The organism is Actinotignum sp. usb-actsch-rep-73, from assembly GCF_059082735.1.
The window spans coordinates 1-24,742 of the sequence record NZ_JBHNPV010000083.1; the positions used below are offsets into that span (position 1 = coordinate 1).

21 protein-coding genes and 1 pseudogene are annotated in these 24,742 nt (G+C 57.8%); 14 read left to right on the forward strand and 8 right to left on the reverse strand.

Annotation, left to right across the window (positions count from 1 at the left end; translation table 11 throughout):
• Positions 1–99 precede the first annotated feature (99 nt).
• Together greA and trhA are read right to left on the reverse strand one after the other, a co-directional pair.
• Positions 100–579 (reverse strand): transcription elongation factor GreA, encoded by a 480-nt coding sequence (gene greA, locus AC5RE1_RS07615; protein WP_103632027.1) that lies wholly within the window; start codon positions 577–579, stop codon positions 100–102.
• 168 nt (positions 580–747) lie between these two features.
• On the reverse strand, positions 748–1,428 hold the full coding sequence (trhA, locus tag AC5RE1_RS07620; protein WP_103632026.1) for a PAQR family membrane homeostasis protein TrhA: 681 nt from the start codon (positions 1,426–1,428) through the stop codon (positions 748–750).
• A 336-nt stretch (positions 1,429–1,764) separates the two neighbouring features.
• Between trhA and AC5RE1_RS07625 the strand changes: the two genes are divergently transcribed.
• Positions 1,765–2,526 (forward strand): isoprenyl transferase, encoded by a 762-nt coding sequence (locus AC5RE1_RS07625; protein ID WP_219585367.1) that lies wholly within the window; start codon positions 1,765–1,767, stop codon positions 2,524–2,526.
• A gap of 97 nt (positions 2,527–2,623) precedes the next feature.
• Here the strand turns inward: AC5RE1_RS07625 and AC5RE1_RS07630 are convergent, their stop codons facing one another.
• The 3 genes from AC5RE1_RS07630 to xseA all read right to left on the reverse strand — a co-directional run bounded on the left by AC5RE1_RS07630 (position 2,624) and on the right by xseA (position 5,390).
• Positions 2,624–3,559: a carbohydrate kinase family protein gene (locus AC5RE1_RS07630; RefSeq protein ID WP_219585365.1), complete on the reverse strand. Its 936-nt coding sequence runs from the start codon at positions 3,557–3,559 to the stop codon at positions 2,624–2,626.
• Positions 3,560–3,806: 247 nt separating this feature from the next.
• Positions 3,807–4,019, reverse strand: coding sequence for an exodeoxyribonuclease VII small subunit (locus AC5RE1_RS07635; protein WP_103632023.1), 213 nt, complete (start codon positions 4,017–4,019; stop codon positions 3,807–3,809).
• 78 nt (positions 4,020–4,097) lie between these two features.
• On the reverse strand, positions 4,098–5,390 hold the full coding sequence (gene xseA / locus AC5RE1_RS07640; protein ID WP_493938536.1) for an exodeoxyribonuclease VII large subunit: 1,293 nt from the start codon (positions 5,388–5,390) through the stop codon (positions 4,098–4,100).
• 87 nt (positions 5,391–5,477) lie between these two features.
• On the opposite strand from xseA, the gene AC5RE1_RS07645 reads away from it, so the two are divergent.
• The 3 genes from AC5RE1_RS07645 (at position 5,478) to AC5RE1_RS07655 (ending at position 8,318) form a co-directional block, all read left to right on the forward strand.
• On the forward strand, positions 5,478–6,554 hold the full coding sequence (locus AC5RE1_RS07645; RefSeq protein ID WP_493938537.1) for a 4-hydroxy-3-methylbut-2-enyl diphosphate reductase: 1,077 nt from the start codon (positions 5,478–5,480) through the stop codon (positions 6,552–6,554).
• Positions 6,555–6,592: 38 nt separating this feature from the next.
• Entirely contained in the window at positions 6,593–7,675 is a 1,083-nt protein-coding gene (gene ychF, locus AC5RE1_RS07650; RefSeq protein WP_219585357.1) for a redox-regulated ATPase YchF, read from the forward strand.
• A 193-nt stretch (positions 7,676–7,868) separates the two neighbouring features.
• Positions 7,869–8,318, forward strand: a complete 450-nt coding sequence (locus AC5RE1_RS07655; protein ID WP_493938538.1) for a recombinase family protein — start codon at positions 7,869–7,871, stop codon at positions 8,316–8,318.
• 338 nt (positions 8,319–8,656) lie between these two features.
• Here AC5RE1_RS07655 and AC5RE1_RS07660 read toward each other — a convergent pair whose 3' ends face one another.
• Positions 8,657–9,928: an ROK family protein gene (locus AC5RE1_RS07660; protein WP_493938539.1), complete on the reverse strand. Its 1,272-nt coding sequence runs from the start codon at positions 9,926–9,928 to the stop codon at positions 8,657–8,659.
• 371 nt (positions 9,929–10,299) lie between these two features.
• On the opposite strand from AC5RE1_RS07660, the gene AC5RE1_RS07665 reads away from it, so the two are divergent.
• From AC5RE1_RS07665 to AC5RE1_RS07695, 7 genes and pseudogenes are all read left to right on the forward strand, one after another.
• Positions 10,300–11,478, forward strand: a complete 1,179-nt coding sequence (locus tag AC5RE1_RS07665) for an ABC transporter substrate-binding protein (RefSeq protein WP_493938540.1) — start codon at positions 10,300–10,302, stop codon at positions 11,476–11,478.
• Between the two features lie 78 nt (positions 11,479–11,556).
• Positions 11,557–12,534 carry a carbohydrate ABC transporter permease gene (locus tag AC5RE1_RS07670; RefSeq protein ID WP_493938541.1) on the forward strand — a complete coding sequence of 326 codons (978 nt, stop codon included), beginning with the start codon at positions 11,557–11,559 and terminating at the stop codon, positions 12,532–12,534.
• Positions 12,534–13,427 (forward strand): carbohydrate ABC transporter permease, encoded by an 894-nt coding sequence (locus tag AC5RE1_RS07675; RefSeq protein WP_493938542.1) that lies wholly within the window; start codon positions 12,534–12,536, stop codon positions 13,425–13,427. The genes AC5RE1_RS07670 and AC5RE1_RS07675 overlap by 1 nt, the downstream gene beginning before the upstream one ends.
• A 112-nt stretch (positions 13,428–13,539) precedes the next feature.
• Positions 13,540–16,575 (forward strand): alpha-mannosidase, encoded by a 3,036-nt coding sequence (locus AC5RE1_RS07680; RefSeq protein WP_493938543.1) that lies wholly within the window; start codon positions 13,540–13,542, stop codon positions 16,573–16,575.
• A 21-nt stretch (positions 16,576–16,596) separates the two neighbouring features.
• Positions 16,597–18,687, forward strand: a complete 2,091-nt coding sequence (locus tag AC5RE1_RS07685; RefSeq protein ID WP_493938544.1) for a beta-galactosidase trimerization domain-containing protein — start codon at positions 16,597–16,599, stop codon at positions 18,685–18,687.
• A 383-nt stretch (positions 18,688–19,070) separates the two neighbouring features.
• Positions 19,071–19,193: pseudogene (locus AC5RE1_RS07690) on the forward strand (ABC transporter permease); the annotation flags it as partial.
• 120 nt (positions 19,194–19,313) lie between these two features.
• The gene (locus AC5RE1_RS07695) at positions 19,314–19,643 is read left to right on the forward strand and encodes an XRE family transcriptional regulator (RefSeq protein WP_101627554.1); all 330 of its coding nucleotides are present in this window, start codon (positions 19,314–19,316) and stop codon (positions 19,641–19,643) included.
• 283 nt (positions 19,644–19,926) lie between these two features.
• Here AC5RE1_RS07695 and AC5RE1_RS07700 read toward each other — a convergent pair whose 3' ends face one another.
• On the reverse strand, positions 19,927–20,505 hold the full coding sequence (locus AC5RE1_RS07700; protein WP_442953407.1) for a 1-acyl-sn-glycerol-3-phosphate acyltransferase: 579 nt from the start codon (positions 20,503–20,505) through the stop codon (positions 19,927–19,929).
• 295 nt (positions 20,506–20,800) lie between these two features.
• Between AC5RE1_RS07700 and typA the strand changes: the two genes are divergently transcribed.
• On the forward strand, positions 20,801–22,720 hold the full coding sequence (gene typA, locus AC5RE1_RS07705) for a translational GTPase TypA (protein WP_006681387.1): 1,920 nt from the start codon (positions 20,801–20,803) through the stop codon (positions 22,718–22,720).
• 46 nt (positions 22,721–22,766) lie between these two features.
• On the opposite strand, the gene AC5RE1_RS07710 is transcribed toward typA, so the two are convergent.
• Positions 22,767–23,144 (reverse strand): putative acetyltransferase, encoded by a 378-nt coding sequence (locus tag AC5RE1_RS07710; protein ID WP_493938545.1) that lies wholly within the window; start codon positions 23,142–23,144, stop codon positions 22,767–22,769.
• Positions 23,145–23,198: 54 nt separating this feature from the next.
• Here AC5RE1_RS07710 and fdxA point away from each other — a divergent pair, with 54 nt between their 5' ends.
• Both fdxA and dapC read left to right on the forward strand, forming a co-directional pair.
• Positions 23,199–23,522, forward strand: a complete 324-nt coding sequence (fdxA, locus tag AC5RE1_RS07715) for a ferredoxin (protein WP_006681386.1) — start codon at positions 23,199–23,201, stop codon at positions 23,520–23,522.
• Between the two features lie 17 nt (positions 23,523–23,539).
• Complete coding sequence (gene dapC / locus AC5RE1_RS07720; RefSeq protein ID WP_493938546.1) at positions 23,540–24,682, forward strand: succinyldiaminopimelate transaminase; 1,143 nt, start codon at positions 23,540–23,542, stop codon at positions 24,680–24,682.
• The last annotated feature ends 60 nt before the right edge of the window (positions 24,683–24,742 follow it).

The window sequence follows — 24,742 nt, forward strand, 5'->3', positions numbered from 1 at the left end:
TGCTTCGGCGCTATTTCCCTCCGGGTGTTCTACGGAAGCGTATCCTCTTTGAAACGCTGACCGTGAAAGAGTAGGAATGAAGGGGCGCTCTAGAGCGGATCAGCCCGCGAAAGGCTTTGCTGTGAGGATCTCGACCTCGATCTCCTTGCCATTTGGAGCCTCGTATGACACCTTGTCGCCCGTCTTGTGCCCGGTGACCGCGGCACCCAGAGGAGCCTTCGCAGAGAAGACCTGCACGCCCAAGTCTCCACCAGCGTCACGTGAACCGAGCAGGAACGTCATCTCGCGTCCGCCAACCAGAGCAGTCACAACCATGCCGGGTTCAACGATGCCGTCATCAGCGGGCGTTTCGCCAACCTCTGCTGAAGCGAGCATCTCCTGGAGAGTCTGGATGCGCGTTTCGTTCATCGACTGTTCGTTGCGTGCAGCGTGGTAGCCACCGTTCTCACGCAGGTCGCCCTCTTGGCGAGCCGCATCGATCAGCTTCGCAATTTCCGGGCGCTTGATTTCAATGCGCTCGGTGAGCTCTTTGTGCAGAAGGTCGTACTGAGCCTGAGTCAGCCACTGAGTGTCGGCCATAAGTGTCCTCCAAAAACGATAGCCGGAACGATGGTACCGGCGCTAAGACTCAGTCAGTCTAGCAATGTCAAAACATTCCTGCCCGAATGTGAAGTAGTCAGGTGAATTCCGGGCGCAAACGTAACGTGCAGATGAGCCGTCCGGCCTCGTCAACACGGGCAGAGAAAATCAGAGAAGAACGGCCAAGTACACGCCCACGCAGTGGCATGCCCAGGCGGCAACGGTGAAAGCGTGGAAGATTTCGTGGAACCCGAACCACGTCGGGGAAGGATCCGGACGCTTTGTTGCGTAGACTATTGCGCCCAGTGTGTAAAGAATGCCCCCCGCGACGATCAGCCAGACCATAGCCGGGCCACCAGCGCTCCAGAGCTGAGGGAGGTATGCGACAGCAGTCCATCCCAAAACCACGTAGATTAACGTTGAGAGCCGCCGCGGGGCGGTCGGCCAGAAAAGGTTGATGAGGATCCCGATGACGGCCCCAATCCAGACAATCGACAGCAGAACCATTGCATCGTGCCTGGTGAGCAAGGCAACCGACAAGGGAGTGTATGTGCCAGCGATGAGAAGGAAAATATTCGAGTGATCAAGCCGTTTCCACACGAGCTCCCAGTTCGGCTTCCAGTAGAAGCGATGATAGAGAGCCGAGATGCCAAAAAGAAGAAGAGACGAGGCAAGGTAAACCGCGGATGCCCACTTCGTCGGAGTCGTTGGGGCAAGACAGATCAGCACAATTGATGCCGCTAGCGAGAGTGGGGCTGTAACAAGATGCAACCATCCTCGCAGGTGAGGCTTAATAGCGATCAGCTGGTTTGGAACCCACGACTTCGGATGAAGCGATGCGACCTTCATGATGCCTCCCACAACGAATTCAAACGCGAATTAATCAAACCGTGGCTGTCAGTCTCACGCTGACATCCACATAACCTACGTTACCGTAAGTTAACGAATGCGTACGAGTGGCAATTCAGCAGATGAACATCTTCCAAGGCCTCCAAGGTGTTCGGTTCCAACAATCGTGGTCATCGCGCACCTCCACTGTGCATACGCGCGCAGGTAAGGTCACTTTCACTATGAAAAACGATTACCCTTAACGCAGATCAACGATCGCTAGCGGTTGCCCAATACGGTGTCGCTAACGGTTACGACACTGTCAACTGCTACCGGTAGTCTGAAATGGGAGGGACCATGGCGCGACTCGCTCTGGCCTATGACCTGTACGAGGAACGTCTGCGCAAGCAGCTTCCCCAGTCGGCCATCCCCAGACACATTGGTGTCATTCTTGACGGAAACCGTCGTTGGGCCAAATCCACCGGAAAACAAGCGTCGCAAGGTCATCGTGCCGGCGCCGAAAAGATCTCCGAATTCCTCGTCTGGGCAGAAGAACTCGGCGTCGAAGTCATCACCTTGTGGATGCTGTCGACCGACAATCTTTCTCGCACATCAGAGGAACTGACCGAACTCCTTGGTATCATCGCCGACGCCGTTGACCACTTGGCTATGCAAGGAAAATGGCATCTCAACGTCGTTGGAGACTTGGGCCTACTCCCCGAAGACGTAGCAGCGCGGATCCGCGCATCGGTTGCATCGACCGCGACCGTTCGGGGCATGAAAGTCAACGTTGCCGTCGGCTACGGAGGACGCCACGAAATCACCGAAGCTGTTCGCGCGATCATGCGTGAGGCGTCGGCCCAGGGGAAGAACCTTGACGAAGTCGCGGACTGTCTATCCGATGCGGATATCACTGCTCACCTGTACACGAAAGACCAACCGGACCCCGATTTGGTGATCCGCACGTCCGGCGAGCAACGACTGTCCGGGTTCATGATTTGGCAGTCAGTCCATTCGGAGTACTACTTCTGCGAGGCCTATTGGCCGGACTTTAGGCGCGTGGACTTCCTGCGTGCTCTGCGCTCCTATGCTCAACGTGAACGCAGGCTGGGAAAATAGATCCGTCGGAGTGTGACACTGGTGGAGTAAAGCCACCTGTTGGATAAAGAATACGGGCGATACTTCATGAGGTATCGCCCGTATTGTACGTAGCGCGTCAGTCGATTTCGTACGACCACGGTGGGTTAGCGCCCGCGCGCGACACGGTCACGTCAGAGATGCGGGAAGCGCGGTCAAGAATTGTTTGAACCTGGTCAGCATCAATTGTCTCAAGAGCGACGCGTCCTTCAGCACCGCACAGCTGAAGACCCCACATTGCATCCAAAATGCCACCCATGAACGAATCACCGGCACCAACGGTGTCGACGACCTTGACATCGCCGGGGGTAGCTTCGACGCGGACACTTGACTTCGAAACGGCTAGACCGCCCTTCTTGCCACGAGTGACGATAATCAACGAAGGCCCAAGGTCAAGCCAACGGGCAATCACATGATCGAGGTCTTCACCATTGGTAAGCCACTCAAGATCCTCGTCGGACACCTTGATGACGTCCGATACTGCGACAAATTTTTCGACCAGGGGCATGGCTTTTTCTGGCGAGCCCATAATGGCAGGACGAGCGTTCGGGTCGAAGGTGATCAGTGCGTGAGGGCGCGCGGTTTTCAGGGCCTCGTACACGGTGTCGGCACCGGGTTGGACGGCCGCGGAAATCGAGCCTGCGTGCACGATCAGCGCCTGGTCAGAAACGGGGATCGGGCTGGTGGGGTTCCAGTCGAAGTCGAAGGTGTAGGTGGCCGCGCCCTTGTCATCAATGGATGCAAGAGCAGTGGTCGTGTGGTGAGCCCCGCGCGATTCGGGGGTGATGACCACGTGGGAAGCGGTGAAGTGTTCCTCGATGACCTTGCCACGCGGGTCGTTTGCAAACCACGTGGAGAGCACCGATGGGCGTCCCAGACGCCCGAGGGTCATAGCGACGTTCGCTGGCGAACCACCGGGGATTTCGCGTGCATCTTCAGGGTGAGAAATAGGCGTAACGATGTCAATGAGCGCTTCGCCGATGGCGAGAATATGAGGCTCGTGAGCAAGATCCATGGCACATCCTTTGTCGGGTGCGCAGACAGGCTGCGCGATCTGTACCGATTTTAGTCTGAGCAGGGTATCAACGTGCCCAATCGATGCTCGCGTGTGGCATCTGTGCGCAGGGTGTTGGTCTGTTGCCCGCCATGGTCGCCGTGTTCGACCCCAAAGCGGATATCAACTGGATCTCAAGCACATCCACAAAGACTTCCAAACGAATCTGATACAAGCTCTACGCGAACCATCATTCGCGCCTGCCAGCTTACTGTGTGGGGGCCTCAGCCTTATCCAGACGAGACGCGGCAACATCAAGAATCTGCTTGCAGTGAGTGGCCAACGCTTCCCCGCGCTCCCACTGAGACAGAGTCGTTTCAAGCGGTGCTTGACCCGATTCGAGTTGCTTGACGATCTGCACGAGTTCGTCGCGTGCTTGCTCGTAGGACAGTGACTCGACGGGAGCCAGTTCGTTATCCATATGTACCTCCGGGGTATGACAGTCGATGTGAGAGTGAATGGTTGATGTGCAAAGAAAGGGGGACGAGGCCACGCCCATTTATCCGTTCGCTTGGCCTGTCGGCGACGCGGGCGTAGTTCCCACAACCTGAGCGACCATTCGGCCCGATGCAAGGATGCCTTCGATCAAACTACCTTTTGGTGCGTCGGCAACATCCTTGATGATTGCTCCACTGGGAAGCTTCAGAATTGAATATCCGCGATCGAGTGTTCCCTGCGGGGAAAGAGCAGTGAGTGTTGCCTGCATCCGTCCCAGTGCGGTTGTTTCAGCTGAAAGGCGTCGCTCGACTGCATGTCGCAAACCGGTGAGCGTTTGAGCAAGCCCCGCGCGATGCGTATCGACGACCGCCCCCGGGCTGAGCAGAACCGGGCGAGAAGCGTATGAATCGATGAGCTGGCGCTCGCGGCCCAATCGAAGCATGATGGCTCCGCGCATTGTGTCGATTGCTGTTTGAATGTGCGCTTGCTCAGTTGCATAGTCCGGGACGATTCGCTTCGCAGCATCCGTCGGAGTCGACGCCCTGAAATCGGCGACAAAGTCCAGCAGGGGAGCGTCGGCCTCGTGTCCAATCGCCGACACGACCGGAGTGGAAGTTGATGCGACGGCGCGCAGTAGTCGCTCGTTAGAGAACGGCAGAAGGTCTTCGACGGAGCCGCCACCGCGTGCGATGACGATGACATCAATATCGGGCCGTGCGTCCAATTCACTGAGAGCACTCATGACTTCGGGTACGCAGCGTTCGCCTTGAACGGCGACTTCCCTGATCTCGAAGTCGGCGACGGGCCAGCGGTCTGTGGCGTTGACGAGGACATCGTCTTTCGCCTTCGCGTTCGACCCGCAGATCAGGCCGATTCGACCGGGCAGGAAGGGGATGGGCTTCTTTCGCTCAAAGGCAAAGAGTCCTTCTTTTTGAAGCTGAGCGCGCAATTGCTCGATCTGAAGCAGAAGATTGCCCGAGCCCGCGATACGGATTTCTTGTGCGCGCAGATTCAGGGAACCCTTTGATGTCCAAAACTGAGGGGTAACACGCGTGACGATCCGTGCGCCCTCTGTGAAAGCGCCACCAAGTTCCTTCAGCATCCCCGGCCATGCGGTGACGGTCATCGAAGTGTCGGTCTCAACATCACGGAGGACGAAGAATGCGATTTTCGAGGTAGCGCGTGGCTTATATTCAACGATCTGGCCTTCGACCCAGAGCGTAGACATGCGTTCGACGTAGATTTTGATGTTCTCCGTTAGCTTGCGGAGAGGCCAGGGGTTATCTGCGGTTGTGTCCGCGGCCCGAAGTGCCAGAGGTTGATTCGTCACGCATCCAAGAATGCCACAGGCCATGGGTGAATCGAATTGCAGAAATGTGGAGCTGTGCTCAAAGCCTCGTTCAACGCGCACTCACGACCCAGATGTCGGTAAATTGAGAGCATGAGTGACCTGACGGATGCTTTTCCCGCCATCGATTCGACCTACTCCGCTTCTTCGAAGGAATCGGGGAACGAGACCGGCCATATCTACTTGGCCGCCCCACGTGGGTACTGCGCCGGAGTGGACAGGGCTGTTGATGTCGTTGAAAAGGCCTTGGACCTTTACGGTGCGCCGGTTTACGTGCGTAAAGAGATCGTGCACAACAAATACGTCGTTGAGTCACTGACGAAGCGTGGTGCGGTTTTCGTCCAAGAGACTGACGAGGTCCCCGAAGGAGCACGCGTTGTCTTTAGCGCGCACGGTGTTTCGCCACAAGTACGTGATGGAGCTGAACGTCGTCGGCTTGCCACGATTGATGCGACGTGCCCGTTGGTGACCAAGGTTCACCGCGAGGCCATGCGTTTCGCGAAGGAAGACTACGACATCATTCTGGTCGGACATCAGGGGCACGAAGAGGTCGAAGGTACTTTCGGTGAAGCCCCTTCGCATATTCAGGTCGTGGGAACACCCGACGAGGTCGCAAACGTTGAGGTTCGTGATCCTGACCGTGTCGTGTGGATTTCACAGACCACGCTGTCCGTTGACGAGACGCGCGAAACGGTTGACCGTCTGCGTCAGCGTTTCCCCAATCTGATTGACCCGCCGTCGGATGACATTTGCTACGCGACCCAAAACCGTCAGGTTGCCGTTAAGACGATTGCCCCGAAGGTTGACGTCATGGTGGTTGTCGGTTCGGCGAACTCCTCGAACTCGGTGCGCCTTGTCGAAGTCGCTCTTGAAGCCGGTGCCGGTGCAGCGTATCGCGTGGATAAGGCTGAAGAACTGCAGGAAGTCTGGTTTGAAGGCGCCAAGACGGTCGGTCTGACCTCGGGTGCTTCCGTGCCTGAGATCCTGGTTCGCGATGTTATTGAGTGGTTGCAACCTCGTGGGTTCCCCACGGTTGACGTTGTTCGAACTGAAACGGAAACGATCACCTTCGCGTTGCCTCGTAATTTGCGAACGGAACTGGAAGCGAACGGCTTAGTCGACGCGCGCCCTCACGCACCGCGCAAGGCTGGCCCTGATCACACTAGCTGATACTCCATACGATGGCGCGCTGACCTAGAATGGTCAGCGTGTCTCTTACTATCGGAATCGCAGGACTGCCCAACGTCGGCAAGTCGACCCTGTTCAATGCTCTGACTCGCGCCACCGTTCTGGCGGCGAACTACCCGTTCGCAACCATTGAACCGAACGTTGGCGTTGTACCTTTGCCGGATCCTCGCCTGAAGGTGCTGGCGGATATCTTCCATTCAGAGAAGATCATTCCCGCGACGGTTTCCTTCGTTGATATTGCAGGTATCGTTCGAGGTGCGTCTGAGGGTGAAGGCCTGGGCAACCAGTTCCTCGCGAATATTCGCGAGGCTGACGCGATCTGCCAGGTGACTCGCGCATTCTTAGACCCGGATGTCGTGCACGTTGACGGCAAGGTTGATCCTGCTTCCGACATTGAGACGATCCAGACCGAGCTGATTCTTGCCGATATCCAGACGCTGGAAAAGCAGATCCCGCGCCTCGAAAAAGAGGTACGAGGTAAGAAGACCGAAGCGGTCGTCCTTGAAACAGCCAAGGCAGCTCTTGAAATCCTCGAACGTGGCGAGCTCCTGTCGGGCCCTGCGGGCGCTGACTTGGATCCCGATGCGCTGAAATCGTTCCAGCTCATGACGACCAAGCCGTTCATTTTCGTGTTCAACATGGACGCGAAGGGGATGGAAGACGAGGCCCTGCAAGCATCGTTGCGTGAGCTGGTCGCTCCGGCTGATGCCATCTTCCTTGACGCTCAGTTCGAAGCCGAACTGGTTGAGCTTGATGAAGACGATGCGCGCGAGATGTTGGAAGAATCCGGACAGAGCGAAGCTGGCTTGGACAAGCTGGCGCGCGTGGGGTTTGAAACTCTTGGCTTGCAGACCTATCTGACGGCAGGTCCGAAGGAATCACGCGCGTGGACGATCCATCGCGGTGATACTGCTCCGCAGGCTGCTGGGGTTATTCACACGGACTTCCAGAAGGGCTTCATTAAAGCTGAGATCGTGTCCTATGACGACCTGATCAAATACGGTGGCATGCAGGAAGCCCGCGCGGCCGGCAAGGTCCGCATGGAAGGCAAGGATTACGTGATGGCTGACGGCGACATCGTCGAATTCAGGTTCAACGTCTGAACCTCTGACCAAGTTCCGAACGGGGCTTACATCAAAGAAGTAGAATGGGGGTATGAATCAGACCCCCTAGTTCTCCTCCCAACCCATATTACCTGCGCATCTCGCTAGACCGGGAGATGGGCAGGTTTAGCTAGCGACCGGTTGCCAGCTTGAGGACGGCGAGAACCTCGCGAAGTACCGCCACTGGGAGATCGTGGAAACCTACACAGACCAGTCCATCTCTACGTCCGATCACATCAAGAAGCGTCCTATCTACCTGCGGATGGCGCAGGACTACAAGGCGGGTCTTTTCGACGCAATCGTCTGTTATGGCCTCGATCTCCTAACCCGCCGGCCCTTAGAGCTGGAAGATTGGATCGACCGTGCCAAATTACGCGGCGTGCTCCTTGTCACCTCGAATGGCGATGCCGACCTCAGTAGTGATGGCGGGAGGATGTACGAGCGTATCAAGGCCGCCGTCGCACGTGCCGAAGTCGAGCGTAAGAGGGTTGCGACAATCCCATGCACACGTGCAACGAGTGCGACAGGACGGTCGCCCAAGAGCGTGCAGCCGATGGGCTATACCACCTCTGGAGAGCTTATTCCTTGCGAGGTAGACGCTGTGGGGCTATCGACACCGCCTTCCTTCGAGTGGGTTCGCTAAAAGGCATCGAACGCATTCCTGCGTCAAATGTTGAGCGCCCCTCGCAGCATGCGGCTCACGCGCAAGATTGAGACGATATTCTGGTGTGGCTATACGTGCATGGGACACTTCTTATCGGGCGCTCAAATCCTTGAAAGTCATGCCCGCGACACTCAGATCGAACAGGCCTGGCAGCAAGCCTCACGAGACTGCCCCACCGCGGATTCCATCCCCCCATGGAGTGGCTCTAACGCCTGGCTCGAACTCTGCCGCCAATGCCTCTACCGCGCCGACTGGGACTAGATCCAACCAGTCCATTTTGTCCTATAATTCCGTATCCTTTCGCAGCGTAGTCCTTGCTAGGACACCATCAGTGAGTCGGGGCGTGCAGAGTAGATTGAGTCGAGGACCAAGCATCCCGCACCTACGGCGGCGACGTCGTCGCCAATTGATGTGCCGACGAGCCTGAGTGGGTGGATGTCTCTGGCCACTGACTGCGATTCAAGCGACTGGCGGAGCGGCGTGAGGTAGTGGTCAGCAGCAGGAGTCCACGCGGGGCCCCCGACTACGACTAATTCAGGGTCCATGAGATTGCAGACTTGACTGAGAGACTCGCCGAGCCGCACTGCTGCGTAATCTAGGATTGCCTTCGCTTCGGCTGAGCCCTGTGAAGCGAGGTCACACAGCTCAGGGAACCGTGTGAGAGCTTCGCCGGCGGGCAATGAGGGGCTTGGCGCCATGATCCCGCGTTCGATGGCCTGAGAGACGAGGGAAATGGGGGAGCAGATCACTCCGACGCATCCGACTTGCCCATGGCAGCCTCTCTGACCGCAGGAACACGCGCTCGTCCCCTGTCCGGTGATGATGTGACCGATGTCCCCGGCATTTCCGGAGAACCCTCTGACCACGATGTCATTGATGACCATCCCCATTCCTAGACCAGTGCCAAGGTAGAGGAAGAGGAAGTCGGCACTTTCGGTTGCAGCGCCGGCCCAGCGTTCCGCGACGGCGGCCGCTGTGACGTCCTTATCGAGGATGACAGGGAGGCCGGTGGTGTCTTGTAGCTCCTTGCGTAGATGGACACGATTCCACCCTTTGAGGTGTGGCGGGTCAACGACGATTCCAAGTTTAGTGTCAATCGGACCAGGAGAGGCGATTCCAAGGCCTGTGATCCGGCTGCGTTCAATGCCGGAAGCGGAGATCAATGACTCGATTTCGGCACGCGAAAGGTCGACGAGCTCTTCGTGTCTGATATCCGAGGGATTGTATATCCGCGACTGCCTGATGACTGTGCCGTCGAAGTTGAGGAGGACGTAGGTGAGGACAGCGGGATCGACGTGCATGCCGATAGCGAATCGGCCCGAGGCGTTGATCCTCAGGAGCGTTCGCGGTTTTCCGGGAGAGCCCGTCACCCGCTCGCCCTCTATGAGGAGCTCCTCGGACAGCAGGCGTCGAGTGATGTTCGATACTGTTTGGGCTGTCAGCCCGGTCTGCTCGCTGATCTCGGTTCGGGCGATCCCTTCTCGAGCGCGTCGGACGGCTCCGAGAATGACGCTGGCGTTGAAGTCGGCGACTTGGGGGAGGTTCGATCCTCGACGCAGGGATCGGGCGCGCGTAGCTGGTAGATTCACTGGAAATCTCTCCTCGGATCCTCGGGGTGAAGCACTTCTAATGGTACAAGTGTTATTGACTCTAAATAAATCCAGATGATATACTAACTTCGTCGGGGCCAAGATATGCTCTGATCTGTGTCAATAGGGGCAAGGTGTTCGACACGAGAATGGACTTACAAGGAAGTGAGGTCGTGGGGCACATGGTGCAATTAGGAAGAAGGCGTGGAGCCGTGACGGCAGTGGCCTGCGCGGGTGTTGCGCTCGTGGCACTTGCGGGTTGTTCGAGCGGCACGCAGAATGTCGCCTCGAGCGAGCAGTCTGGAACAACATCGGCCGATTGTGCATCCTATGCGGAGTATGGTCATTTCGATAACGCTACGGTTACGGTTATGGGCTCTTTCGTTGGCAACGACGCTGACCTGAACGAAGAGTCGTGGGCTAACTTTGAGAAATGCACTGGAATTGACGTCCGGTACAACGGCGATTCCGACTTTGAAAGCCAGGTCGTAGTGCAAGTAGAGGCTGGAAATGCACCCGATCTGGTTATCTTCCCTCAGGTTGGTCTTATGCAACGCTTTGCGAAGTCAGGCGATTTGGTCGCCGCCCCGGAGCAGACGAAGAAGAACGCTGAGGCAGGCTGGAATGCCGACATGGTCAGATATGGGACGGTGAACGACACGTTCTATGCCGCGCCCTTTACGACTGCCGTGAAATCCTTTGTGTGGTACTCCCCTAGTCTCTTCGCGGAGCGTGGATATAAGCAACCGAAGACCTGGGACGAGATGATCGCACTGTCGGACCAGATGGTCGCAGATGGAATGAAACCCTGGTGTGAAGGTGCTGAGTCCGGCGGTGCCAGCGGATGGCCGCTTACCGACTGGGTTGAGGTGTTGTTGCTGGCCGACGCTGGCGGTGAGACCTATGACAAGTGGGTGGGTCACGAGATCCCGTTCAATGACACGGCGGTGAGCAAGGCGACTGATCTTGCGGGCAAGATCCTGAAGAATAATGACTATGTCAACGGAGGGTTCGGTGATTCCTCTTCGATCGTGTCGACCTCCAAGGCGGACGCGCCATTGCCTATCACGTCGGGTGAATGCGGAATGCACTTGGCGGCAGGTACTGCTGTCTCCTTGTTCGACGACTCGGTAAAGGTAGCCCCCGATGGGGATGTCTATGCGTTCCCATTCCCCGTGGTCAACGATAAGGTCGGCAACCCGGTCGTCGTCTCTGGGCAGTTCACCGCCGCATTCTCTGACCGCCCTGAGGTTCAGGCGTTCCAGAACTACGTGTCGAGCGTCCAGTGGGCGAACGATAGGGCTCCATTCGGCGGGTATATCAGTTCGAACTCGGGCATGGACTCAGCATTGATCCCCTCCGCAATTGACAAGAGCGGATTCGACATCCTCAACGATCCGAACTCCGTGTTGCGCTTCGACGGCTCGGATCTCATGCCGTCCACTGTTGGCACGGGTAGTTTCTGGACTGAGATGCTCAATTGGATCCAGGGAGCCTCGACCGAGGAGACCCTCGGGAAGATTGAAACCAGCTGGCCGGCCGGCAACTGACATCGGACGTGATGGCGGCCGCCTCGATTCCCGGATCGGGGCGGCCAGCCGGACGATTGTATAGCAGGAGGTGATCGGATGAGTGACGTGGTCACGAAGGTACTTCATCTGCTCGGCGTTATCGGCGTGCTTGCAGTGATCGTGGTAACGATCCTCGCAATGGTGACGTTCGCTGAGAAGTTACCGAGGAAATGGCAGAAATGGGTAACACCCCACGTTCTAATCGGTGGCACGATCGTGTTCGTTGTTGCGGGACTGTTATATCCTGCTATCCAGACCGTCTCGCGATCGTTTCGTAGCTCCGACGGTGCATGTTTCATTGGTTTGGACAACTATCTGTGGATCTTCACAGACTCTGGGGCACTGATCGGGCTGCGGAATACATTTCTATGGGTGCTCGTCGTTCCGATCATTTCCGTTTCCATCGGATTCGGATACGCGCTCTTGGTCGACAAATCCAGGTACGAGAACATCCTGAAGGCCGTTCTCTTCATGCCTATGGCGATTTCGTTCGTCGGGGCGTCAGTCATCTGGAAATTCGTGTACACCTACCGGCAAGGTGGCCAGGAGCAGATCGGTCTTCTCAACCAAATCTTAGTGTGGCTGGGGCTTGCGCCGCAGCAGTTCCTGGTCAACACGCCCTGGAACTCCCTCTTTCTCATGGTCGTCGTCGTATGGACCCAGACGGGGTTCGCAATGATTGTCATGTCCGGAGCGATTAAGTCTATCCCCGCCGAGGTGATTGAGGCAGCTCGCTTGGACGGCGCGGGGGCATGGCAGATTCTCACGCGTGTAACGATCCCACTCGTGCGCCCGTCATTGGTCGTCTCGCTGACAACGATATCGGTGGCGATTCTTAAACTCTTCGATGTGATCCGCACAATGACTGGCGGACAATTTCAGACAACGGTGCTCGCCAACATGATGTATGACCAGTCATTCAAGTACTCCGAGCCTGGCAAGGGCGCAGCTGTTGCTGTTCTGCTCCTCTTGCTGGTCCTGCCCGTCATGATTGGTAATGCTGTGCAGATGCGAAGGAACAAGGAGTTTCGGTAGTGACAAAGAATTCCTCGATATCCGCCGCGGCGCGTACAGCTAGACAGAAGTTGGCTAACCGAACTGCCAGCGCGGTTGCGGTCATCATCGCCATCGCCTGGACCATTCCCACAGTTGGCCTATTCGTCTCGTCGATCCGGCATCAGGACGATATCAAAAAAACAGGCTGGTGGACCGTCTTTTCGAACCCATCGCTGACCCTCGAGAACTACCAGAACGTCCTATTCGGCTCTGGCTCTTCCGGACAGCTGGCGGACTACTTCGTCAATTCCGTGGTGATTGCTCTACCATCAGTCCTCATTCCGCTTGCTCTGGGACTAATGGCGGCCTATGCGTTCTGCTTCTTGGAATGGAAAGGCAAGGACGTCGTCTTTCTGATTATTTTTGGGTTGCAGATCGTTCCCATTCAGATGGCATTAATCCCGCTGCTCACGATCGCTGTGAGCGTCGATCTCAACTCGATCTCGCCTTTTCTTCCAATCTGGATCACACACACTATATTTGCAATGCCGTTGGCGGTTTTCCTCCTGCACAACTTCATGTTTGAAATTCCTCAGGAGCTGATCCAGGCCGCCCGTGTTGATGGTGCAAGCGAAGTATCGATCCTCCTCCGGGTGGTATTTCCCCTGATGTTGCCCGGTATCGCGTCTTATGCGACCCTGCAATTCCTCTGGGTCTGGAACGACCTGCTCATCGCATTGACCTTCGTCGGTGGAAATGTTGATGCGGCACCGCTAACGGTACGCCTGGCGAATCTGGCAGGGACCAACGGTGTGGGCTGGCACCTGTTGACTTCCGGGGCGTTCGTGTCTATGGTGATCCCGCTCACGGTGTTCTTCCTCTTAGAACGCTACATCGTGCGTGGATCGATGGCTGGTTCGATGAAGGGTTAATGAAGACTGTGGGGATGCAAAGCGCACCGTTCGCTTCCACATCGAAGGCGACTAGGACGGCTTGCGGATGCGGGGCCGGAGGTTTCGGACATGAAAGGATCTGGTCAAAGCAATGAATAAATCGCATGCACGTCTCACTATCGATCGCATCGATCGCCTGGTTCACGACCGCATTGTTCCTGCAGTGAATATCCACGCCATCCCGGTCGACGTCCTGCGTTGGGATGCCCCGGGAGAGCCGGTGTCCTTCGCTGAGGCGACGCAGGCCGACTATCGGCCGTCGGTATCCGGAGAGGCGTGGGGCGCACCTTGGTCGACCACTTGGTTCCGCCTCGAGACGATGATCCCGACGACGTGGCGCCCAGAGGAGGGTCGCATCGAGCTCACAGTCGATTTGGGATTCACACAGGCAAACCCCGGATTCCAGGCCGAGGGCACAGCATGGGGCGTCGACGGTCGGATCATTAAGGGTGTTCAGCCTCGCAACGCCCATATTCCGGTTCATGCTTCCGCTGGTCAGCAAGTCGTCGTTTATGTTGAGGCAGCGGGAAACCCGGACTTGGCTCGGAGCGGTGCCGAGTCGTTCATGCCGACGGAATTGGGGCGCCGAGAGACCGCAGGCACTGCCTTTCAGTATCAGCGCGGTGACTTTCTGCTAATACAAAGGGACGAAGTCGTATGGAGCCTGCTTCAGGACCTGAGGGTGTTGCGCGGCTTGGTGGACTTCCTGCCGGCGGATCGCCCGAGGAGAAGCCAGATACTCGAGGCGATGGATGCCGTGCTGGCAGTCACCGATCCGCACGATGTGGCGTCGACCGCAGGGGCAGCGCGCTCGGCATTGCGCCCAGTGCTGGCGAGTCCGGCGGTCCCATCGGCGCATGCCGTGGTCGCGACTGGTCATGCCCACATCGATTCGGCGTGGTTGTGGCCGTTGAGGGAGACTCGGCGCAAGGTGGCGAGGACGTATTCGAACGTCCTTGACCTCATGGAGGAGTACCCAGAATTAGTGTACGCATGTCCAGCGGCCCAACACTTGTCCTGGATCGAGATCGACTATCCGGAGTTATTTTCCCGTGTGCGTGAGGCAGTTCAGGTGGGCCGGTTCGTCCTCGTAGGGGGCATGTGGGTAGAGTCGGATACGAACATGCCCTCCGGAGAATCGTTGGTGCGCCAGTTTGTCGAGGGAAAGCAGTACATGCGGAACACATTCGGGGTGGAAACCCACGAGGTGTGGCTGCCGGACTCCTTTGGTTTCTCAGCAGCGTTCCCGCAGATTGCGAGGCGAGCGGGTTGTGGGTGGTTCCTCAGCCAGAAGCTGTCGTGGAATGACACGAATCAGATGCCACATCACTCCTTCCTGTGGGAAGGCATTGATGGGAGTCGCCTGTACGCACACTTCCCACCCGTCGACACCTACAACTCCGATCTGTCCGCTGCGGATCTCGACCGTGCGGAGCGCCAGTTCTCCAGTCCGGAGCGCGCGAACGTGTCTCTGGTGCCTTTTGGCTATGGTGACGGCGGTGGCGGCCCTGTCCGGGAAATGATGGAAGCTGCCCGCCGCACGGCGGATCTCGAAGGCTCTCCGAAGGTGTCAGTAGGGACGCCCGAAGAGTTCTTCATTACAAGTGAAGCGGAAGATGCGCGCCCACCAGTGTGGTGCGGCGAACTCTACCTGGAGCTGCACCGGGGGGTGTTCACCTCACAGTCGGCGACGAAACGGGGCAATCGACGCTCGGAGGCGCTTCTCCACGAGGCTGAGCTCTGGGCTGCGACGGCCTCGGTGCGTCGAGGCACCCCCTATCCTTATGACCGATTATCGAATCTGTGGCGCACGGTCCTTCTGGGGCAGTTCCACGACATTCTGCCGGGGTCTGCGATCGGGTGGGTATACGACGAATTCAAGGAGAAATACGCTGCGGTCCAAAGGGGCGCAGAGGAGATAACGACATCAGCATTGCGTAGCCTTTGCGGTGAGGGTAACACCGGAGCACCGCGTGTCATGGCCTCCGCAAATTCAATTCCGTTTTCCCTGGCTGGCGTTCCAGCCGGAGGTGTGGGAACGGCGCAGGCTCCGGAAACACGTACCCTCGCCGTCGAGGATGCTACGGGATGGACATTGAACAACGGTGAACTCCGTGTCCACGTAGGCCATGACGGTGCGATTGACTCGCTCATCTACGTGGCGCTCGACCGGGAGGTCCTTCTCCAGGGAGAGAAGGCGGCTGTCCCGCAGCTGTTCCGAGACAACCCAGCAAAATGGGATGCGTGGGATCTGGACCCAACCCCGGCAGGTACCGGTCGCACCCTGCTTGACGTCGAGGCGGTCTGTTTGGATCGGGAGTCGCCAGAGCCGACGGTAAGGGTCACGCGGAGGTTCGGTGGCAGTAGTCTGTCTCAGAGCATCAGCCTGGTCCCAGGCAAGGCACAGGTGGATGTGGTGTGCGATGTTGAGTGGCACGAGTCAGAGCACTTGTTGAAGATTGCCTACCCGGTTGATATCCATTCTGACCACTTCTCTTCGGAGATTCAGTTTGGCCATCTGAACCGGCCGCTGCATACGAACACAAGTTGGGACGAAGCCAAGTTCGAAGTGTGCGCACACCGATGGGTGTGCGTCGGGGAGTCCGGCTTCGGAGTGGGAATTGTCAACGACTCGATCTATGGGCATGACGTCGCAAAGGACGAATCGGGCAGAGGCGCCGTGATCCGTCAAAGCCTTTTGCGCGCGCCAAAGTATCCCGATCCCGATGCGGACCAGGGGAAGCACCGTTTCCGGGCCCGCATTGTCGTGGGGGAGGGCCTTGAAGAGGTTATCGCAGCGGGCTACGAGGTCAACTGTCCTCCCCGTCCGGTGGAGTCCGAAGGGCCGGTTGAGCCACTGGTGAGACCCGAGAACGAGGCTGGCTGCGCACTCCTCGACACCGTCAAACTTGCCGAGGATCGCAGTGGCGACTTGATCCTCCGTGTCTACGAGGCTCTCGGTGGCCGCGCGAGGATCCGCCTGCACGTCAGCGAGGAGATCACTCGTGCTGCTCTGACGGATCTATTGGAACGAGTGGAAAGTGAACTCCGCGTTGACGCGAACTCAGTTGTCGTGGATCTAAGACCCTTCGAGATCCTGACCGTCCGCCTGTCTTTGCGGCGGTGACCCGGAGTGGAGGAACACGTGATGAATGTCGATGTGCGGCCGATGTTGGAGCTCTGGTTTGGCAACTTTTTCGAGCCGTTCTTCTCCGATGTTGAGGCGGTACGTGAGGGGTTGGCGGATACTGCGCGTCTGGGCTTCACCACGGTGAACCTCGATTCCAAGCCATGGGAAGACTTCTTCGCTCGCTATCGCGGGGAGCCAGCAAGCGAGTATGTGGCAATGCAGGAGTTCATCATGTCGGAGTGCGCTGCGCTAGGCATGGATTACACGTGCCTTGCTCTGTACTTCTGCGGCGACAACCTCTATCCGAACATTCGCGATGTGCCGCCCGTTCGCGGCGAAGACGCGATTGGGATTAATGGCGAGTCCCTGGGAACCTACAAATACTGGTCCACCCGTGCCCGTCAGACAATGGTCGATCATGTCAAAGGCCTACTGCGCCTGTATGGCCAGGGGATGCGTAGGAGTGTGGACGGTCGCCCCGTCGTTCAGACGATGTTCGACCCGATGGTCAAACCCAGCTTCGATGAGGAGGGACGGCGGCATTACATCTCGTGGCTACGTCAGCAATACTCCTACGACCTCGATGCGTTGAACCGGAAGTACGACTTGGATGCGAAGAGCTTTGATGATCTCAGTCCCTGCGAATACTGGCTGCGACCGGAGGAACTGAGTTCAGCAGGCTGCGCCGTCCCGACGAAGGCTGACTTCAGTGGTGAGACGCCCGATCTCTTCCGATGGCTCGACAATCAGAAGTACCTCTCGGAGTTGACGGTTGAGTACTTCGCAACCATGGAGAGTTCCTGGTTATCCGAGGATACACGTGTGTTCTCGGAACCTGTCCTGCAGCAATGGGGTTACTTCTTCAATCCGCCAGGCCGAGCTGTGTGGCAAACAGGCCAGCGTGCATTGGACGTCTACAGGATTGCGCGTCACGTCGATTCGGCCCTGATCATTGCGGCTCCGCTGGACGCCGAGAATCGTCCGAACGCCTACGCCCTGTCCGTGGAGACTTCCATCGCGCGGTGTGCGAATGGTGGCAGGGACTTCACAGGAGGCCTCTATCTTGGCCGACATGTGAACGAGGATATTTATGCATTCGTCTCACCTGGTGAGGCGATCGCCACGGAGGTGGCCGGTGGCGCCCGCCGAATGCACGTCTACGGGTATTCCGGGCTTGATGATGGGGGCGTTCTGTGGCGAATGGGCAGCGACTTTAAACAGTCGATACGAGAGGCGAACCTGTGGGCGCAAAAAGTCATCCCATTGATCGATGCTCCGCGCGACAAGGAGGTCGCTCTGCTCTTTCCTGCGGAGATGAGCCTCTTCGAACCGGTCGAGGTTGACGAGGACGGGCGCCATCGCATGGATCTTCTGGGGTGGTACAAACAGCTCACGGACCTCGGGTGGCAGGTGGATATTCTGCACAAGGATCAGGTTGTCTCCGGCGCCCTGAGCGAATATCGCCACCTGGTGATCCCTGCGAACTCGATGTACCGCTTCAGCCGCGACGAGACTCTGGAAGGAGCAGTGCATGAGTTCGCGGAGTCGGGTGGGACTGTTCTCCATGGACCACACGACGCCCTAGTCGAGGCGGCGTTCGGGATCACAGGATCTGATGTGCCATACGACTGCATCAGCTGGGAGAAACAAGGAGTCATACCCCACGGATGGTCGACCGTGGCCTATGAATCGGCGGACGAGGAGTTCGGTGCATACTACGGCTCGGGTGAGACGGCCTTTGCGTGCACACACGTGGGTCGAGGTTCTGTGTACTCATTCGGGTTCGAGTACGGGTACGCCTATTCTCGACGGACGATGCCAGCGGTGCCGCCTCAATATGGGAAGCAGGACATCCATCCTGTCGTGTTATTCGACCGGACACCGGTCGGAGCGATCCTCGGGACCCCTGAGTCCGCGCCCATGCCCGAGAGTAGAGGCGTTGAAATAGCGCGCTTCGGACGCCACGCCATCATCGTGAACCATCGTTCCACCATGGTCGACCTCTCCGAGATGCGGGTCGAAGAACGGATCGAGATGGTTCCGTCGGCTCCGGGCTGGCTTCCTGGGCACTCGGCGATCTACCTGCTACTGGAAGCAAGCGGAGCATAAACGATGATCGGGAACTGCGGGTACAACGGCGAGGGGCGGCAACGGCGGCGTTGTACGGCTTGTAACGTTAGTGGGCTTAACAGTATTGCCAACACTGTTAAGCGTTTAGAGGAGTTTTCGTCCTGGTTTTTATCTGGCGCCAGGCAGGTGGATATGCCTAGTTAGGGAAGATAGTTTAGACGTCGTTGTAAGGACTTGTGGAGTATTTGGCCGCTTTCCCCACTGGTGGATTAGGTTCATGACGTAGTGTGTGTCGACGGGATTCATCTGGGCCGCAAGGCGGTCGTGGTGATTCTCAGACGCGTGAGCATGTGTTGGGTTCATATGTGACAAGGATGAAGAACACGCGCCTGGAAGGCCCGCATGAGCAGGGTCGTCCCTTCGGAGCTGACTATGTGCGGACCGCGCGCGCCAAGGGCCTCATCAAGTCGAAGGCTGTAACCCGCCACGCACTGCGCACCTCGCTCGTTCCGATGCCAACATTCTTCGCTTTCGCAGTAGCTACTCGTGTTGTTCGCTCGGTGATGCTTTCGGCTAAGAACCTCGAGTAGGTTGAGCTCTGCTTCAACGTTGAGCGGGGTGCCCCACCCATTGTAGTTTCTGCTGCTCGGTCTGATACTTGAAGCATGACGATGTGGAAAGTGTCTGATGACTGGTTTGATCGGCACACAACCCAAGACCTGGCATACCGAGTCCGGGTGCGTGTCATAACGCCGAAAGCGCTGGACTCCGCGTGGGCGCGCATTGTTGAAGAGCACGGTTCTGATGCCGAGGGTGTTGTGCCAATCGGCGGGGCTGCGCTCATCCGGGTCAACGACTGCGAGGCTGAGGCCATCAGCGGGGGAGAAGACGCCCTTGACTCTCTTGAGTGGGCGGTCAACGACGTTCTCGGTGAGGCCCTCAAGGGGGCCGAGGTGCTCGTTGTAAGCGAAGAGCGTTCCCTCGTCATCGACTAGGGAACGCTCTTCGGCTGCTTCTGAAATCAGCTGTGTGGTTAGGTGGTCATGCCCGATGCCCGGTCAGCTTCTTCAGTGCTCCTGATGAACCATGCGTTTGCCTGCGGCAGCCAGAAGAACGCAATCAGAAGGATCGAAATGATGGCCACTGCGACCGTTCCGCCACCACCGGACTCGAGGCCTGCGACGGTGCCTTGCGCGCCCCAAGGGAGCGACTTCTCTCAACGCAAAATAGGAGACGAGGCCACACAATCCGGCGTTCTGCCCGTAAAAAACCAGGGGGTTAGGCCTCTTCGTCCTCAGCGCGCAGGCGCGGAACCGATGCCATTTCAGGGTTCACGCCCACCTTGTCGGCGTAGAACTCGCGGATGACCTCCATGTCAGCGCGCACGTCGCCGGTCAGGGTGATGTTATGACCCCATCCGAAAGTCATTGTCTTCTTATCGACAAACCCGAGCTGAACAGGCAGGTGAGCGTCCGTCGCAATGCGGTAGAAACCGGACTTCCAGTAGTCGCGCGGGGACCTCGTACCCTTCGGGGTGAGCACGATGGTGAACTCATCTACGGCGTTCGACTGCTCCACAATCTGCCCAACGACACCGTGTGCGCCACTGCGATCGATCGCACGTCCGCCGATCCACTTGACGAACCTGCCGAAGATGGGGACCTTCACCACGGAGTCTTTGACGAGGAACGTGAACTCGCGGTTAATCGACCAGAATGCGAGCGCCATGAAAACGCCATCCCAGTTGGACGTGTGAGGTGCGCCGATGACCATGACTTTTTCAGGCAGGGGTTCGGCGGACAGAGTCCAACGCGAGAACTTCATGTACGTGCGGGCGATCAGCGGGCGTATTCGCACAGTGTCCCTCTCGATGGTGGGTGCTTCGGGGTGGTTGGGTGGCGTTCGACAATGATGGGCAACGAGGCGCATCATGTGGTCGTACTTCCTATCTAACGGTAGTACGACGGCTCGCGAGCGTGCATGAGCGTCCCACATGACGTGGTGAACGTCGCAGGTATGGGTAGGGGAATGCCGGCGTTAAGCCGATATTCTGGTTTCAGCCATTTGTGTGGGTCGAATGCGTGCCCACCGGCCATGTTCGCACTGACTGATTTAGGTGCTGCTGGCTGACTTGTTATTGAGGAGTTCATTTATGCCAACCCGCTCTGACCTGCGTAATGTCGCAATCGTGGCGCACGTTGACCACGGTAAGACGACCCTGGTCGACGCGATGCTCTGGCAGTCCGGCGCTTTTTCTGACCGTGACACCGTCGAGAAGACGGGCGAGCGCGTCATGGACTCGGGTGATCTTGAACGCGAAAAGGGCATTACGATCCTCGCGAAGAACACGGCTGTCCACTATCGAGGTCCAGCCGCTCAGAAGCTCGGCCTTGAAGACGGCGTTACCATTAACGTTATTGACACCCCCGGTCACGCTGACTTCGGTGGCGAGGTTGAACGTGGTCTGTCCATGGTTGATGGTGTTGTCCTGATGGTCGATGCTTCCGAGGGGCCGCTTCCTCAGACTCGCTTCGTTCTACGTAAGGCTCTGCAGGCACAGCTCCCGGTTGTCGTCGTTGTGAATAAGGTTGACCGCCCGGACTCGCGTATCGAAGAGGTCGTTTCTGAAACGACCGACCTTCTGCTGTCGCTGGGTGAAGATCTGCTGAATGACGGTATTGAAACCGATGTTGATTCTCTGCTCGATGTGCCCGTTATTTACGCGTCCGCCAAGGCTGGCGTGTGCTCGCTGGAAAACCCCGGTGACGGCCAGCTTCCGACCGAGGATCTCGAGCCCCTGTTTGAAACGATTCTGAACCGTATCCCCGGCCCAGAATACGAAGAGGACGTTCCGCTTCAGGCACACGTTACGAACCTTGACGCATCGCCGTTCCTAGGTCGTCTTGCTCTGCTTCGTATCCACAATGGCACACTGACCAAGGGTGCGAATGTGGGTCTTGCCCGCCATGACGGCACCATTCGTTCCGTGCGTATCACCGAACTGCTACGCACTGAAGGCCTGGAGCGCGTTTCTGCTGAGACTGCTGGCCCCGGCGATATCGTCGCTGTTGCCGGTATTGAAGACATCATGATCGGTGAATCGCTGGTCGACCTTGAAGATCCTCGTCCTCTGCCGTTGATCACCGTTGATGATCCGGCGATCTCGATGACGATCGGTATCAACACTTCGCCGATGGCTGGTCGTGTCAAGGGTGCGAAGGTCACCGCACGTCAGGTCAAGGATCGTCTTGACCGCGAGCTGGTGGGCAACGTGTCTCTGAAGGTTCTGCCGACCGAGCGTCCCGATGCCTGGGAGGTCCAGGGGCGCGGGGAGCTGGCTCTTGCCATCCTGGTCGAGCAGATGCGTCGCGAAGGCTTCGAACTGACCGTCGGTAAGCCTCAGGTTGTCACGAAGGACATTGAAGGTGTTCGCAGTGAGCCGATGGAACGTATGACTATCGACATTCCCGAAGAGTACCTCGGCTCCGTTACGCAGCTGATGGCAGCCCGTAAGGGGCGCATGGAAACCATGTCGAACCACGGTTCGGGCTGGATCCGCCTGGAGTTTGTTGTTCCGGCGCGCGGTCTGATCGGCTTCCGTACCCGCTTCCTCACCGAAACGCGCGGTACCGGTATCGCATCGTCGATCGCTGACGGCTACGCCCCGTGGCAGGGTGTCATCGAGCAGCGTCTGACCGGCTCGCTGGTTGCTGACCGTGCAGGCCAGGCAACTCCGTATGCGATGACGAACCTGCAGGAACGCGGTTCCTTCATCGTTGAGCCTTCTTCCGAGGTTTACGAAGGCCAGGTTGTTGGCGAAAATCCGCGTGGCGAAGATATGGACGTCAACATCTGCCGTGAGAAGAAGCAGACGAACACGCGTTCAGCTACCGCTGATGTGTACGAATCGCTGACTCCGTCGCGCAAGCTGACTCTTGAAGAGTCGCTTGAATTTGCGGCTAACGACGAATGTGTCGAGGTCACGCCTGAAGCGGTTCGCGTCCGCAAGGTCGTCTTGGATGCGCAGGAACGTTTCAAGATCGCAGCACGCGAGCGTCGCGCAGCGAAGTGAGTGGCGCAGCCACGCTTTACTAGCTCAGCTATAGATTCCGTCCCCGTCAGTTTTCCTTCTGAAACGATCCGAAGGCTGGTGGGGGCGGAACTTTTTTACCCGTGACCATGGTTTCGGCATCGATTCGGACCAGTCCACGTCGGGTTTCAATCTCGACGTAGTCGCGGGACGTTGTTTTGAGGGTGCCAAGAGCGTCATGGAGTCCGTCGGCTAAACGGTAGCGGACAACAACGCGTTCGCCGGGTGTCCATGCGAGCCATGGGAGTGGTGGTAGATTCGCGCCTTCGGTTATGTTGGCAGGAATTGCGCCCCGTGGGTCTTTGGAAAATCGCGCCTTCGCGTTGGTTTCGCTCGTGGGGGACGAGGTCTTGTCTTCGGCGCGATTATGCGCATTGGCGCTTTCAATTGGGGCACTTTGACTCATAAAGGAGATAATAGAGGGCAGAAGCTTCCCTATCGATTCCAATGAGGAGTTGCCATGACCTACGTCATCGCACAGCCCTGTGTTGACGTGAAGGACCGCGCTTGCGTTGATGAGTGCCCGGTCGATTGCATCTACGAAGGTGCGCGTACTCTCTACATTCACCCCGAAGAATGCGTGGATTGTGGTGCGTGCGAGCCGGTGTGTCCGACCGAGGCAATTTTCTACGAGGACGATCTGCCCGAGGAATGGTCGGATTACTACCGAGCAAACGCTGACTTCTTCAAGGATCTTGGTTCCCCCGGTGGCGCGCAGAAGACCGGTGTCCAGGACTTCGACGATTCGATGATTGCTGGACTTCCTCCGCAGAATCAGGACTGAGTCGCTAACGTGTCTATATGACCACGTTGCCTCATTCTTTATATCTTCCTGCATTTCCGTGGGATCAGCTTGCTCCCGCGAAGGCGCTTGCTTCGTCGCATCCCGATGGGATCTGCGATCTTTCGGTGGGAACCCCCGTCGATTCGACTCCGGGTTTTATCCGCGAGGCACTTTCGGTAGCGTCGGATGCTCACGGTTATCCGACGGTTATTGGCACTCGGGAAGTGCGCGAAGCGATCCTTGCATGGGGGCAACGTCGCAATATGGTGGACGTTGGCTTGTCCGGCGTTATTCCCACCATCGGTTCGAAGGAAGCGGTTGCCTGGATTCCGCGTCTGCTGGGAGTTGGCCCGGGGGATACGGTGCTTGTCCCAGAGGTTGCTTATCCGACCTATGACATTGGTGCGCGTCTTGGTGGAGCAACCCCCGTTCCAGTTGATCCTAGGAAGCCGGATACGTGGCCGGATGCCGTTCTTGTTTTCCTCAATTCTCCTGGAAACCCGGATGGTCATGTCCTGTCAGTTGACGAACTTCGTGCCGTTCGTCAGTGGGCGCGTGAGCACGATGCCGTTGTCGTGTCCGACGAGTGCTACGCGGCCCTGCCCTGGGCCGAGCCCTGGATCTCGGAGGGCGTCCCCTCCCTCCTCGACGAGGCCGTGTGCGAGGGCGACCCGAGCGGCCTCCTCGTCCTCTACTCGCTCTCCAAGCAGTCGAACCTCGCGGGGTATCGCGCCGCACTCGTCTACGGGGATCCTGAGCTCGTCGCCCCGATCGTCGAGGTCCGCAAGCACTCTGGACTGATGGTTCCTGCTCCCGTTCAGCATGCGATGGCAATCGCTCTTCGCGACGAGGCGCATGTCGAGGCTCAGCGTGCTGTGTACGAACGGCGACGTAGCAGGCTGGTCGAAGCGTGCGGTAAAGCTGGCCTCGTGAATGATGAAAATTCTGTTGCCGGACTCTATCTCTGGCTCGCACATCCGCGCACGCAGGATTCGTGGGTGTTGGTTGACGCGTTCGCGAAACTGGGAATTCTGGTTGCCCCCGGTGATTTCTATGGGGAGGCTGCGAAGGGGCGTGTGCGAGTGGCTCTGACGGCAAGTGATGAGCGAATCGAGGCTGCCTCGCAGCGCCTTGAAACGTGCGTCAATTTCCTCGCGTAAGGGGAAACTCTCCCGGGTGTGATGTCTTCCTGTCTGCGAATAATGATCCACACTTAGCAT

What these genes read in the sequence shown, in the direction of transcription:
- greA (WP_103632027.1), bottom strand. Translation starts at nt 579, where the DNA reads ATGGCCGACACTCAGTGGCTGACTCAGGCTCAGTACGACCTTCTGCAC.
- trhA (WP_103632026.1), bottom strand. Translation starts at nt 1,428, where the DNA reads ATGAAGGTCGCATCGCTTCATCCGAAGTCGTGGGTTCCAAACCAGCTG.
- AC5RE1_RS07625 (WP_219585367.1), top strand. Translation starts at nt 1,765, where the DNA reads ATGGCGCGACTCGCTCTGGCCTATGACCTGTACGAGGAACGTCTGCGC.
- AC5RE1_RS07630 (WP_219585365.1), bottom strand. Translation starts at nt 3,559, where the DNA reads ATGGATCTTGCTCACGAGCCTCATATTCTCGCCATCGGCGAAGCGCTC.
- AC5RE1_RS07635 (WP_103632023.1), bottom strand. Translation starts at nt 4,019, where the DNA reads ATGGATAACGAACTGGCTCCCGTCGAGTCACTGTCCTACGAGCAAGCA.
- xseA (WP_493938536.1), bottom strand. Translation starts at nt 5,390, where the DNA reads ATGGCCTGTGGCATTCTTGGATGCGTGACGAATCAACCTCTGGCACTT.
- AC5RE1_RS07645 (WP_493938537.1), top strand. Translation starts at nt 5,478, where the DNA reads ATGAGTGACCTGACGGATGCTTTTCCCGCCATCGATTCGACCTACTCC.
- AC5RE1_RS07665 (WP_493938540.1), top strand. Translation starts at nt 10,300, where the DNA reads ATGGGCTCTTTCGTTGGCAACGACGCTGACCTGAACGAAGAGTCGTGG.
- AC5RE1_RS07670 (WP_493938541.1), top strand. Translation starts at nt 11,557, where the DNA reads ATGAGTGACGTGGTCACGAAGGTACTTCATCTGCTCGGCGTTATCGGC.
- AC5RE1_RS07680 (WP_493938543.1), top strand. Translation starts at nt 13,540, where the DNA reads ATGAATAAATCGCATGCACGTCTCACTATCGATCGCATCGATCGCCTG.
- AC5RE1_RS07685 (WP_493938544.1), top strand. Translation starts at nt 16,597, where the DNA reads ATGAATGTCGATGTGCGGCCGATGTTGGAGCTCTGGTTTGGCAACTTT.
- AC5RE1_RS07695 (WP_101627554.1), top strand. Translation starts at nt 19,314, where the DNA reads ATGACGATGTGGAAAGTGTCTGATGACTGGTTTGATCGGCACACAACC.
- typA (WP_006681387.1), top strand. Translation starts at nt 20,801, where the DNA reads ATGCCAACCCGCTCTGACCTGCGTAATGTCGCAATCGTGGCGCACGTT.
- AC5RE1_RS07710 (WP_493938545.1), bottom strand. Translation starts at nt 23,144, where the DNA reads ATGAGTCAAAGTGCCCCAATTGAAAGCGCCAATGCGCATAATCGCGCC.
- fdxA (WP_006681386.1), top strand. Translation starts at nt 23,199, where the DNA reads ATGACCTACGTCATCGCACAGCCCTGTGTTGACGTGAAGGACCGCGCT.
- dapC (WP_493938546.1), top strand. Translation starts at nt 23,540, where the DNA reads ATGACCACGTTGCCTCATTCTTTATATCTTCCTGCATTTCCGTGGGAT.